Here is a 12,405-nt window from a genome sequence, read left to right on the forward strand (position 1 = left end):
CCTTAGCCGATCCGGACGGATGTGTCGGTGAGGAAGGTGTAGGTCGGCACCTCTAGGTTCTTCGGCGCAGGACCCCGGCGAATACGGCCAGACGTATCATAGTGCGAGCCGTGGCAAGGACAGTACCAGCCGTCATAATCACCGCGGGCCTCGCCTGTGGCGGTGCCCATCGGAATGCAGCCCAGATGGGTACAGACACCGACAACGATCAGCCATTCCTTTTTCTCGACGCGTGCGTCATCGGCCTGCGGATCGACCAGCTCGTTCAGTGCGACCTCTTCGGCCTCGTTGATTTCACGTTCGGTACGGTGGCGGATGAATACGGGTTTACCGCGCCACATGACCTTGATGGCCTGACCGACCGGAATATTTGACAGGTTAACTTCGACCGAGGCCAGCGCAAGAACGTCCTTGGACGGGTTCATGCTGTCCACGAACGGCCACAGCGCCATGCCGGTGCCAACAACACCGACTGCCGTGGTCGCCAGGGTCAGGAAATCCCTGCGGTTCTCGTCCGGGTTATGATCCCCGGATGATTGCACCGTTTGCGACATAATGTATTCCTCTTTCTGCCCCCAAAACAGGCATGCGGAATGCCCAACTGCACACTTAGGGCAAACACCTTTAATTTCCATTGACGGAAATCAAACAATGCTTTTGCCCCAAAGCCTTCAGGCCTGAAACCGGGTTCGTATACTAACAAAAAAGAGGTTTGTTAAGGGGAACTTGGAGTTGCAAATTGTTCGCATTCGATTTGCCTATTTGGTTTTGCGCTGCACAATGGAAGCGAACGTAGCGTTTTCTAACAGGCTGGCGTATTCACAACCAAGTGGTTATATCCTTGTCTCGCCTTATTCCAAATAAGTCTAATGGCGATATATCGGCGTAATTTTGTAAGGTTTTGCGCCCGGATTTCAGGTCGAAAATATTACGAGTCTATAGGGCGTTATGAGAATCTGTCTATTCGAACCCGACATTCCCCAGAACACCGGTACAATCCTGCGCATGGCGGCATGTCTTGGCGTTCCCGTTGATATTATCGAGCCCTGTGGTTTTCTTCTGACCTCGGCGGCACTCAAGCGTGCGGGGATGGATTATCTGGGGGCGGCGGATTATACACGCCATGCCGATTGGCGCGGCTTTGTGCAGGCGCGTAATGATGGAACCGTTCCGGGGCGTCTGGTATTGCTGACGACCAAGGGGGCGGTGCCCTATTGCGATTTTGACTATAGACCGGATGATATTCTGATGCTGGGCTCCGAAAGCAGTGGTGTGCCCGATCAGGTGCATGATTATGTCGATGCCCGCGTCGTTATTCCGTTAAAACCCGGAATGCGGTCACTTAACGTTGCTATGGCAACCGCCATGACATTGGGTGAGGCCCTTCGACAAACCAGCAGCTTTCCGGAGAAGGCCTGATGACCAGTACTGATAACGATCTGATCGCCCAAAAGATCGAAGAGCACAAGGAAACAGCGCGAAACTGGTTCCGCCAGTTGCGCGATGAAATCTGTGCCAGTTTCGAGGTACTCGAAGATAGCTATACCGGACCACTTGCCGATCGTCCTGCCGGGCGGTTTGAACGCAAAAGCTGGGAACGCGGCGAAGGTCAGGGCGGCGGTGAAATGTCGGTCATGAAGGGCCGTGTGTTTGAAAAGGTCGGGGTCAATATCTCGACCGTGTATGGCGAGTTTTCCGAAAAATTCCGCGCTGAAATCCCGGGTGCTGCCGAAAACCCTAATTTCTGGGCGGCGGGCATTTCACTGGTGGCGCATCCCTGTTCGCCGCATGTCCCGGCTGTTCACATGAATACCCGCCATATCGTGACCACCAAGGCATGGTTTGGCGGTGGGGCCGACCTCACCCCGGTTTTCCCCAAGGATGCCGACACGGCCGATTTTCACGGTGCCTTAAAGGCCGCCTGTGATGCGCATGGCGATGATTATTACGACCGGTTCAAAAAATGGTGCGATGAATATTTCTTCCTGCCACACCGGAACGAGCCGCGCGGGGTTGGCGGAATTTTCTATGATTATCTGGATGCCGACTGGGATGCGGATTTTGCCTTCACGCAGGATGTCGGCCGTGCCTTTCGCGATATCTATCCCGAACTGGTCAAACGCCATTACAACAAGCCATGGACCGACGACGAACGTCGCGCCCAATTGATCAAGCGCGGACGCTATGTCGAGTTTAACCTGCTCCATGATCGCGGCACACGCTTTGGCCTGATGACCGGTGGCAATACCGAGGCGATCCTGATGTCGCTGCCGCCCGAAGCCAACTGGCCGTAAATAAATTGTATGAGGAATAGCGAGGGCCGCCTGTTATCCGGGCGGCCTTTGCATATCTGTGTCGGATTTCAGGTTTCGGGCTAGTCGTGAGTCTGGCCGCTAAAGCCGGTTTGCGTCATCGATGGCCGGTCACAGAAATCCTCATACCATTGGCTCAGTCTTGGGCGGCCGGTTCTGAAATCGGCCAGTTCGCGAAATGCGATCCAGTCAAGCCCGGTCGCCAGCGCAATATGGCCGCCATTGATCGGTGTTTTGGGATCAAGTTCGCTTTCCAGATAATCGAAGGCCTCGATCAGCTTGGTTTTCTGCCCTTCTGCTAGCGGCGGATAACGCAGATTTTCCGGGCGACGGTTGGTTTCCCAGCGATACAGCACACCGGCATCGCACATGCCCTGCGCCAATGCCTGCAAACGCAGGGCTTTCCAGCGTTCCGTTCCCGTGACCGGGATCAGTTTTCGGCCCGTATGCAGGCTATCGAGATACTCGCAGATCACATCCGAATCAAACAATGCCATGCCATCAGGCAGGATCAGAACCGGTACCTTGCCGAGCGGGTTGGCTGCAAAAACCCGGTCATTGCGATTGGTCGGGCTGGTTTCCTGATGGATCACCTCGATCCGGTCGCCCAATCCGCATTCAAGGGCAAAGACCAATGCCTTGCGGGCAAAGGGCGAATGGGTCTGATAGAGCAGGGTGTGATCGCTGCTTTGTATATCATCAGACTTTTGTGAAAATGGCGTCGTCATGATGCATTCTTGTCCCTGGATCAAAAAATAGCCCGGCAAACGGGTGCCGGGCTATTTTTCATTAAAAGTGAATAATCGGGTTGATTATTCATTTTCCCTATTCGGCGGCGACGGCTTCTTTTTCACCGCGTACCAGCGCCATATAGTCTTCCATCAGGGTTTTGCAAACATGGGCGGGGGTGAAGGTGTAATCGGCGATCGAGGCCACCGGGGTGACTTCGGCAGCCGTTCCGGTCAGGAAGCATTCCTCGAATTCTGCCATTTCTTCAGGCATGATCGCGCGCTCGATGACCTCGAAACCGCGTGCTTTCGCAAGCCCGATCACGGTGCGGCGCGTAATACCGTCCAGGAAGCAATCCGGGGTTGGTGTATGGATTTTGCCATCCTTGACAAAGAACACGTTTGCCCCGGTCGCCTCGGCAATCTGACCGCGATAATCAAGCATCAGCGCATCGGCAAAACCGTTACGTTCCGCTTCGTGTTTCGACAGGGTGCAGATCATGTAAAGACCGGCTGCCTTGGCCGAAGTCGGGGCGGTATTCGGGGCCGGACGGGCCCATTTCGAAAGTGCCAGGCGAATGCCTTTCAGGCGTTCTTCGGGCTTGAAATAGCTTGGCCATTCCCAGGTGGCAATCGCGACATTTATGCGTGTGGTCTGGGCCGAAACACCCATCATTTCGCTGCCGCGCCATGCAATGCGGCGGATATAGCCATCGGTGATATTGTTGGCTGCCAGCGTTTCAATGACCGCATCATCAAGTTCGGCCGCGCTGTAGGGCACTTTCATATCGAGAATTTCACCCGATTTGATCAGACGCTGACCATGTTCGGCAAGTTTGAACACTTTACCGTTATAAGCCCGTTCCCCTTCGAAGACGGCACTGCCATAATGGACCGCATGGCTCAGCACATGGAGGGTGCTTTCACGCCAGGGTTTAAGTTCGCCATTATACCAGATAAAACCATCACGGTTGTCGAAGGTCGGAGTGATCATTTGCCAGATTCCAATTCAAAAGGGCACTTGGACGTAACTTTATGTCCTTAATTGTCTGGCCGGAGTAACATTCATCGATTAATATGTCAATATAACTGACATAACGGAAAAGCATGGCTGATATCTCAACACGCAAGGTAAACCCGCTTTTTCTGCGGGAAGAAGAGCTTAGGCAAGGTATTGAACTGCTGTTCTATGCCTATCGCGATTTCACGGCAGTGGCAGATCAGATTCTTGAGCAATATAATTTCGGTCGCGCCCATCACCGGGTCATCTATTTCGTAAGTCGGAACCCCGGTATTACGGTAAGCGAGCTTCTGTCGATTCTAAAAATCACCAAGCAGTCCCTGTCGCGTGTTTTGGGCCAGCTCGTGCGCGAAGGATTTATTGATCAGAAAACCGGTGTGCAGGATCGCCGCCAGCGGCTTTTGACCCTGACGGAAAAGGGTGATGCGCTGGAACGTGAGCTGACCGAAAATCAGCGCGGCCTGATTGCGGCCGCCTATCGCGAAGCCGGGGCCGAGGCGGTTGAAGGGTTCCGCAAGGTGATGCTGGGCATGCTCGAAGAACCGGACCGTGCCCGTTTCACCGACGACAGCCCGCCGGGTATGCGCCGCCGGGCCAGCTAGTGTAAAGCCGGTCTTGATTTCAATCGTGCGACATCAAGCGGATCAGGATGATGGCCTGATCCGCTGTCTTTTGGACAGATACAATTTTGAAACTTTTTTTTGCCTAACTCGCATAGGATAAAGCGTTTCAAATGTTCAGCTTTCAGGAGAGCCGCGTATGACAAATCAGGATCAACCGCATATCCTTGTGGTCGATGATGATGACCGTCTGCGTGATCTGCTGACCCGCTATCTTGGCGAAAACGGGTTTGTCGTCTCGGCGTCGCGAAATGCCGCCGAAGCAAGGTCTAGCCTTGGCGGATTGCAGTTTGACCTTCTGGTGCTGGATGTTCTGATGCCCGGTGAAAAAGGTGTCGATCTTGCGCGCAGTCTGCGGGACGAAGGGTCCAAGGTGCCTATCCTTCTGCTGACGGCACTTTCGGAAACCGAAGACCGCATTTCCGGGCTTGAGGCGGGGGCCGATGATTACCTTGCCAAGCCGTTTGAGCCGCGTGAGCTCGTCCTTAGGATCGAAGCCATTTTACGGCGTTACGCCGAGGCGCCGGTACCAGTTACTGACGAGATGCGCGGCGAGACATCGACCATGGCGCAGTTTGGTGGCTTCACCTTTGATGTCAGCCGGATGACCTTGCAGCGCGGATCGGAACATATCTATCTGACAAGTGCAGAGCAGGCGCTTCTGGCGGCCCTTGTCCGGCGGCGCGGTGAAGCGACAACCCGCGAAGAACTTCACCAGATGATGGGGGGCAACTCCGTTGATCCGGGGGCATCGCGCAGTATTGATGTGCAGGTGACGCGCCTTCGGCGCAAGTTTGAGGAAGACCCAAAACAACCAAGATACTTGCAGACTGTACGCGGACGGGGCTATGTGCTGTATGTGGATTAAAGACAGAACGCCGAACCGTCGGCGCGATGAACACGAATAAGGATAAGGGTATTGGGCAGCGGAAAAACAGGATGGATCAAATCGCTGATGCCGTCAGGTCTTCTGGGGCGGTCGCTGTTGATCCTGATGACGCCGATGCTGCTGTTGCAGATCGTCACCGTGCTGATCTTTTTCGAACGGCACTGGGATACGGTTGCGCGCCAACTGAGCCGTGGTCTTGCGGGTGATGTTGTTTTCGTTATCGACTATCTTGGCGAATATCCGGATGCGGAGCATTTTGAATGGCTGCAGCATTCCGCACGTACGCGTTTGCAGCTTGATATCCTGTTTGAACCAGATGAAATCCTTGAGCAGCAGATTACCCAACCGCCGTTCGGACTGGTGTCCCAGGAGCTGTTCACCGCATTGGATGAACGTCTGGAACGTCCATTCTTCTTTGATCTTGATATAGACAATCGGCAGCTTGAAATCCGGGTGCAGTTGAAGGACGGCGTTCTTTCGATAATTGCGCCGCGCAAGCGTCTTTATTCCTCGACCACGTATATCTTCTTCATGTGGATCGCCGGTTCCGCGTTGATCCTGTACGGTGTTGCCGTGATGTTCATGCGCAATCAGGTGCGTCCGATCCGCCGTCTTGCCAAGGCTGCCGACCAGTTTGGTCGTGGGGTTGAAGTTGATACCTTCAAACCCGAAGGGGCGGCAGAGGTGCGACTGGCAGCATCGTCCTTCATTTCGATGCGCGACCGTATTGCACGCCATTTATCGCAACGGACCGCCTTGCTGGCGGGGGTGTCGCATGATCTGCGCACGCCACTAACGCGCATGAAGCTGGAACTGGCGATGCAGGGTTCGCTGCCCGGTGTCGATGCGCTAAAACAGGACGTCGTCGATATGGAGCGCATGGTCGATGCCTATCTTGCCTTTGCGCGTGGTGAAGAGGGCGAGAAGGCCGTTCCGACCGATATCGGCAAGCTGATTACCGATCAGGTCGGCGAATCTCTTCGGGACGGCCAGCAGATCGACCTGCATATTGCCGATAGTCTGGAAATGGATTTGCGTCCGCAATCCGTACGGCGCTGCCTTGCCAATATCATGTCCAATGCCGGGCGCTATGCCAACAACCTGTCCGTGCGTGCCGGACGTCGCGGGCAGGATTATGAAATCGTGTTTGACGATGACGGTCCCGGCATCCCCGCCGACAAGCGCGAAGAAGTCTTCAAACCGTTCTATCGTCTTGAGGAGTCCCGCAATCAGGCGACGGGCGGGGTTGGGCTCGGTATGACAATTGCCCGCGACTCAGCGCGCGGTCATGGCGGCGATGTATTCCTTGAAGATGCACCGGGCGGTGGTCTTCGCGTGCGTCTTGTTCTGCCGCTCGGGCATTAAGTGTCTGGTTCTGCCAAACGAAAAAGCCCCCGCAATATGTGAGGGGCTTTTGTTTTGAAAGCTGCCGAACCTTAGAAGAAGGTCGCGATTTCCGAGAGGTCTTTTTTCTCCGTCGCGTGTTTCGGGATCGTCGCATCCAGTGCCGGATATCCGGTGACCAGCAGGATATAGGGCTTGTTGTGCTCCGGGCGTTGGCAAATCTCGGTCAGGAAGCTCATCGGGTTCGGCGTGTGCGTTAATGTTGCAAGCCCTGCGCGATGCAGGGCGGCAATCAGAAAGCCGGTGGCGATGGAAACGGATTCCGGCACGTAATAGTTTTTGCGGAGCTTCCCGTCAGCCGAGGCACTTCTGCGTTCACCGAAAATGCAAATCAGCCAGGGCGCGATTTCCAGAAACGGTTTGCTGTCATCCGTGCCAAGCGGGCGCAGGGCCTCTATCCATTCTTCACCGGCGCGACCGGCATAAAAGGCACGTTCTTCTTCCTCGGCCGCCGTGCGGATTTTCTTTTTCATTGCCGCATCACCGATAACGGAAAAATGCCATGGCTGATGATTGGCCCCATTGGGGGCCGTACCCGCCGCACGAATACAGGTTTCGATGATATCGCGTGGTACTGGACGATCCGAAAATTCGCGCACGGTGTGGCGCGTTCGGATTTCATCGTAAAATGCCTGGGCCCCGCGGCGCATCTCGTCAATCGGGCGTTCCTGATAATTGGGCAACGGGATCGGTAAAAAATCGGTGGTCGGCGCGGGGCGGGTTGTCATGGGGTTCACTAATTTTGTTTGTTTAAATTGTCAGACAATATTAATGAAGGAAATTCAGGGATGCAAGTCTCGTGTGCTTCGTCACCCCTTCTCTGTCCGGGGATGGGTAAGTAATCCGGTTCGGGTGCGTATTCTCGTGGGTGGCGATGTCTTTTCCGCTCGCCCGTTTGGAAAGTGAGTAGGCAGGGGCTGGGAGGGCCGTCAGTCTTCCGGGCTTTCGGCAAAATGAGTGTCGGGCAGCGCTTGCACCAGCTGGCGCGAGTGATCGACATGGTCGATCATGATGGCTTCGGCCTTGTCGGCGTCACCGGCAAGGACGGCATCGACAATGTCGCGATGCTGGGGATTGGTTTGCAGCACCTTGTCATCTGCGACCAGAACGCGGAATTGCAGCCAATAGACGCTGTTGGAAATGCGGCGTAGTTGTTCAGACAGAAGCGCATTTCCGGTGACATCGGCAAATAGCATATGGAAGGCAAGGTTGTGGCGTGACATGGCCGCAAGGTCATTGCGGGCCTCGGCACTATCGAGTTCGGCCTGAATGGATTGCAATTGCACCGCATCGACCTGGAGGATCGGGGTTGCAAGCCGTACGGCGAGACCTTCAAGCGCGCCGCGCACGACAAACAGATCATCCACTTCGCGCCGCGTCATGTGACGGACACTAACCCCGCGATAGGGCTGACTGAGCAGAAGGCCGTCTGCCGTCAGTTGCCGAAAAGCTTCGCGAACGGATGGCCGGCTGACCCCAAGACGTTTGGCGAAGTCGATTTCGGTCAGACGTTGGCCGGGTACGAGGCGACCGTCACGAATTGCATTGGTGATGGTATCGGAAACGTGCTGAACAGTCAGGGCCTCGGTGGCGGAAGCATCGGTTTCTGTCATTTATCACCGGATTGCGATGGATCATTGCTGCTGGGCACATCCTGTCCTATCTAGGAGGGACTTCGCGGTTGCGATATATGCCTGATGCGATTATCGTGCACTATTGTCAGACAATATTCTACACTTAATTTATATGTTTCTTCGTGGTTCCACATAAAAACACACAACGAGTGAATGTTTTCTTGCGATATACCTTTGATTGATGTTAAATCGCGTCAACTTGGCATGGATACGGTGCCGTGAAAGTGTGTCCGTCGTTCCCGCCACGGTCCAGTAGAAAGCTCTAGACGAAACGGATTGATGCAGCGTTATGGCCAGCAATTTAAACGAAGAAACAGTCACTTACGTCCATCACTGGACTGACACCCTCTTCACCTTCAAAACCACCCGTGATCCGGGTTTCCGGTTCATCAACGGTCAGTTTGCCATGATCGGACTCGAAGTCGAAGGCAAGCCGCTTTTGCGCGCCTATTCAATGGTCAGTGCCAATTACGACGAGGAACTTGAATTCTTCTCGATCAAGGTGCCGAACGGTCCGCTGACATCGCGTTTGCAGCATATCAAAGTAGGTGACAAGATTCTCGTCGGGCGCAAGCCGACCGGAACCCTGATCCATGACAATCTGCTTCCGGGTAAAAACCTTTGGCTGCTGTCGACCGGTACCGGTCTGGCACCGTTCATGAGCGTCATTCGTGATTACGAGACCTATGAGCGTTACGACAAGGTCATCCTTGTTCATGGCTGCCGCGAAGTTCGTGAACTAGCCTATCAGGAATTCATCCACAGCGAGCTGCCCAACAATGAATTCTTTGGCGAAGATGTCCAGAACAAGCTTCTGTATTATCCGACCGTGACCCGTGAGGAATTCAAACATCAGGGCCGCATTACCGATCTGATGAAGTCCGGCAAGCTTTATGACGATCTGGGGATGGACAAGCCGACCCTTGAAAATGATCGTTTCATGCTGTGCGGTAATCCGGAAATGATTGCCGAAACCCGCCAAATGCTGGTCGAGTGGGGCGGTAAGGAAGGTAATATGAACGAGCCCGGTCACTTCGTGATCGAGAAGGCGTTCGTCGAGAAATAACGCATTTCAGGGCAATCAGTGATTTGACAAAAGCGCACCTCCGGGGGCGCTTTTGTCATTTTGTACTCCTCATATGGGGATATGGGTGCCTATACATATGTATTAATTATGGCGTCACCAAAAGCCAGATCGCAGCAACAGCATTGACGTTCTGGTACTCCTTTCATGAGGTATGTGATGTCTGTGTTGAGTTTCTTTTCGTCTAAGAAGAATGGTCTGGCTTCTGAAACGCTTGTTGCACTTGAAAAATCGCTGGCTGCAATCGAGTTTGAAACGGATGGTACGATCATTCGTGCAAACGATAATTTCCTGAGTTTGATGGGCTACAGCCTTTCGGAAATCACGGGAAAGCATCATCGTATCTTTGTGCCGACCCAAATTCGTAACGCACCGGAATATGATTTGTTCTGGAAAGACCTGACAGCGGGCCAATTCAAAAGCCAAGCGTTCCCGCGTATCACCAAAAGCGGAAAGCAGGTTTGGATCGAGGCAACCTATAACCCCGTGTTTGACCGGAAGGGGAAGGTGGCAAAGATTGTCAAGTTCGCATCTGATATTACCGCCCGTCAGGAAAAGCTTGCCGAGCTTGATGGCAAGGTGGATGCAATCGGCCGCAGTCAGGCGGTGATCGAATTTGACCTGGATGGAACAATTCGGGACGCGAACGACAATTTTCTGTCGGTGATGGGATATGAGCTTTCGGAAATTCAGGGCCGACATCACAGGATGTTTGTGGAGCCAGAATATGCAAGGGGTGCCGATTACGCGGATTTCTGGAGAGATTTGCGCGCAGGCAATTTCACCGCACAACAGTTCAAACGCATTGCAAAGGGCGGACGCGTGGTGTGGATCGAGGCATCCTATAACCCGATCTTTGATGCCAATGGTGTGCCTTACAAGGTTGTCAAATTCGCAACCGATGTGACCGAACAGGTCAATCTTCTGATTGATCTGAAAGCGATGATCGATAACAACTTTTCCGAAATTGATCAAAGTCTGTACCAATTGGACGAGAAGTCGGTCTTTGCGGTTTCGGTTTCCAGTGAAACATCGGCAAATGTTCAGGCCGTTGCAGCAGGGTCCGAAGAATTGGCGGCATCGATTGCGGAAATTTCGCGCAGCATGTCCGAGGCCAGAACATCCACCGATCGGGTTTTCGAAAAAACGGTTCTTGCTGGTCGATCAACCGACAAAATGACCGAAGTTGTTGCGGCAATGGGCAATATCGTCGAAGTGATCCAGAATATTGCCAGCCAGATCAATCTGCTTGCGCTTAATGCGACAATAGAGTCCGCGCGTGCAGGTGAGGCCGGAAAAGGTTTTGCTGTTGTTGCGACCGAGGTCAAAAACCTTGCCAACCAGGCCGCGCGGGCAACCGAACAGATCTCCGGCGAGATCGGCGGGATTCAGGGTATTGCAGCCGAGGTTGTCGATGTACTGGGATCTATCCGTACCGATGTAGAAACTGTTCTGAACAACGTGACGACAATTTCTTCGGCGGTGGAAGAACAGAGCGCCGTGACGCAGGAAGTTTCAGGGAACATGCAAAGCATGGCGACATCGGTTGAAAGTTTTGCAGCGACCATTGACGCGATCAAATCGTCAGCAACCAGTGTCGCTGGAACGGTCGGACGTACGCGCGAAGCAGCGATGGTGCTGGCACGCTAAGAAAAACCGGAAGACGGGGTGGGGGAAGGGCGCGGCCATATGGCTGCGCCCTTTTTGTCAGTTTATGGCTTGCGTGTCAGAAAAGGCGTCCGCCATTGGGAACGTTGCGTTCCGGGGCGATCAGGACAATGCCTTTGTCGTCCTGGCCGTCGGGAAAGCCCAGGCAGAGAAATTCGGACATGAAGGGGCCAACCTGTTTTTTGGGGAAATTGACCACACCGGCGACCTGACGCCCGATCAGACTTTCGGGCGTGTAATATTTGGTGATCTGGGCCGATGTTTTGCGGGTACCGATTTCCGGTCCGAAATCCACCCAGAGCTTGAGAGCCGGGCGGCGGGCTTCAGGGAATTCCTGTGCGTCGACGACGGTCCCGACACGGATGTCCACTTTCAGGAAGTCATCAAAACTGATCTCGCTCATAAATTTTTCTCCGATGGATTTGAGCCAGATTAGCGGGATCACAGTTTGCCGTTAAGGGCTTATCGATGCGTTTGGGCAGATCAGGAGTTTGGGCAAAAGCACAAATAAAAACGGCAGAGCCAGAAGGCTCTGCCGGAAGGTGATAACGGGAAAAGTTATCAGCTAGATTATTTTGCAGTGGCGGTCTTTTCGATCGCCGACTTGAACTCGTCGAGAGATTCGGTAAAGCGGGTCTGCAGAAGAGCAAGAGCTTCTTCCTGAGACTTGCTTACCAGGCCGGACAGTTCCTTGGCATTGGCGAGGGCTTCTTCGTAAGCGGCTTTTGCAGCTTCGGTCTGCTTTGCAGCAGCAGCCATCGGGTTGTCAGCAGGAGTAGCAGCGAAATCTTTGCCCTGGGTCTGAACTTTATCCAGCAGCGTTTTGAAAATTTCGCTCTGACGCTGAGCAACAGCCTGGAAACCGTCGAAGGCAACCTTGTTGGCTTTGGTCAGGGCTTCAACGTTTTTACGCTGAAACGCCATCATCTCGTTCACGTCGACACCCGGAATTTTGAAATCCGCAGTGTATTTGGTGAAGTCGAGATCGAAGAACGGGTTGGTAGCCTTTTTAGCGGCAGTCATGGTGTGCGCTCCATCAGCAATT

At 53.8% G+C, this 12,405-nt stretch carries 14 protein-coding genes; 7 read left to right on the top strand and 7 right to left on the bottom strand.

The window, feature by feature from the left end:
• Window positions 1-2 precede the first annotated feature (2 nt).
• Entirely contained in the window at window positions 3-554 is a 552-nt protein-coding gene (gene petA, locus TH5_RS03115) for a ubiquinol-cytochrome c reductase iron-sulfur subunit (RefSeq protein ID WP_114120624.1), read from the bottom strand.
• Window positions 555-948: 394 nt separating this feature from the next.
• Between petA and TH5_RS03120 the strand changes: the two genes are divergently transcribed.
• Together TH5_RS03120 and hemF are read left to right on the top strand one after the other, a co-directional pair.
• Entirely contained in the window at window positions 949-1,419 is a 471-nt protein-coding gene (locus TH5_RS03120) for a tRNA (cytidine(34)-2'-O)-methyltransferase (protein WP_062948072.1), read from the top strand.
• Window positions 1,419-2,294, top strand: a complete 876-nt coding sequence (hemF, locus tag TH5_RS03125) for an oxygen-dependent coproporphyrinogen oxidase (RefSeq protein ID WP_114120625.1) — start codon at window positions 1,419-1,421, stop codon at window positions 2,292-2,294. Before TH5_RS03120 ends, hemF begins: the two co-directional genes overlap by 1 nt.
• 80 nt (window positions 2,295-2,374) lie before the next feature.
• Here the strand turns inward: hemF and TH5_RS03130 are convergent, their stop codons facing one another.
• Both TH5_RS03130 and TH5_RS03135 read right to left on the bottom strand, forming a co-directional pair.
• Window positions 2,375-3,040 carry a glutathione S-transferase family protein gene (locus TH5_RS03130; protein ID WP_114120715.1) on the bottom strand — a complete coding sequence of 222 codons (666 nt, stop codon included), beginning with the start codon at window positions 3,038-3,040 and terminating at the stop codon, window positions 2,375-2,377.
• A 97-nt stretch (window positions 3,041-3,137) separates the two neighbouring features.
• Entirely contained in the window at window positions 3,138-4,034 is an 897-nt protein-coding gene (locus TH5_RS03135) for a branched-chain amino acid aminotransferase (RefSeq protein ID WP_007090104.1), read from the bottom strand.
• A 113-nt stretch (window positions 4,035-4,147) separates the two neighbouring features.
• Between TH5_RS03135 and TH5_RS03140 the strand changes: the two genes are divergently transcribed.
• From TH5_RS03140 to TH5_RS03150, 3 genes are all read left to right on the top strand, one after another.
• Window positions 4,148-4,663 carry a MarR family winged helix-turn-helix transcriptional regulator gene (locus TH5_RS03140; protein WP_062948064.1) on the top strand — a complete coding sequence of 172 codons (516 nt, stop codon included), beginning with the start codon at window positions 4,148-4,150 and terminating at the stop codon, window positions 4,661-4,663.
• 157 nt (window positions 4,664-4,820) lie between these two features.
• Window positions 4,821-5,549, top strand: a complete 729-nt coding sequence (locus TH5_RS03145; RefSeq protein ID WP_114120626.1) for a response regulator — start codon at window positions 4,821-4,823, stop codon at window positions 5,547-5,549.
• A gap of 51 nt (window positions 5,550-5,600) precedes the next feature.
• The gene (locus TH5_RS03150) at window positions 5,601-6,935 is read left to right on the top strand and encodes an ATP-binding protein (RefSeq protein ID WP_244204807.1); all 1,335 of its coding nucleotides are present in this window, start codon (window positions 5,601-5,603) and stop codon (window positions 6,933-6,935) included.
• Window positions 6,936-7,006: 71 nt separating this feature from the next.
• Here the strand turns inward: TH5_RS03150 and TH5_RS03155 are convergent, their stop codons facing one another.
• Both TH5_RS03155 and TH5_RS03160 read right to left on the bottom strand, forming a co-directional pair.
• Entirely contained in the window at window positions 7,007-7,702 is a 696-nt protein-coding gene (locus TH5_RS03155; RefSeq protein WP_114120627.1) for a nitroreductase family protein, read from the bottom strand.
• A 201-nt stretch (window positions 7,703-7,903) separates the two neighbouring features.
• Window positions 7,904-8,587, bottom strand: a complete 684-nt coding sequence (locus TH5_RS03160; RefSeq protein WP_114120628.1) for a GntR family transcriptional regulator — start codon at window positions 8,585-8,587, stop codon at window positions 7,904-7,906.
• 310 nt (window positions 8,588-8,897) lie between these two features.
• Here TH5_RS03160 and TH5_RS03165 point away from each other — a divergent pair, with 310 nt between their 5' ends.
• Both TH5_RS03165 and TH5_RS03170 read left to right on the top strand, forming a co-directional pair.
• Complete coding sequence (locus TH5_RS03165) at window positions 8,898-9,674, top strand: ferredoxin--NADP reductase (protein ID WP_114120629.1); 777 nt, start codon at window positions 8,898-8,900, stop codon at window positions 9,672-9,674.
• Window positions 9,675-9,851: 177 nt separating this feature from the next.
• Entirely contained in the window at window positions 9,852-11,342 is a 1,491-nt protein-coding gene (locus tag TH5_RS03170; protein ID WP_114120630.1) for a methyl-accepting chemotaxis protein, read from the top strand.
• Window positions 11,343-11,418: 76 nt separating this feature from the next.
• Here the strand turns inward: TH5_RS03170 and TH5_RS03175 are convergent, their stop codons facing one another.
• Window positions 11,419-11,763, bottom strand: a complete 345-nt coding sequence (locus TH5_RS03175; RefSeq protein WP_114120631.1) for a tRNA-binding protein — start codon at window positions 11,761-11,763, stop codon at window positions 11,419-11,421.
• 167 nt (window positions 11,764-11,930) lie between these two features.
• Window positions 11,931-12,383 (bottom strand): phasin family protein, encoded by a 453-nt coding sequence (locus TH5_RS03180; RefSeq protein WP_062948051.1) that lies wholly within the window; start codon window positions 12,381-12,383, stop codon window positions 11,931-11,933.
• Window positions 12,384-12,405: the final 22 nt, after the last annotated feature.

The sequence above is a fragment of the Thalassospira xianhensis MCCC 1A02616 genome (assembly GCF_003326475.1).
Lineage (GTDB): Bacteria > Pseudomonadota > Alphaproteobacteria > Rhodospirillales > Thalassospiraceae > Thalassospira > Thalassospira xianhensis.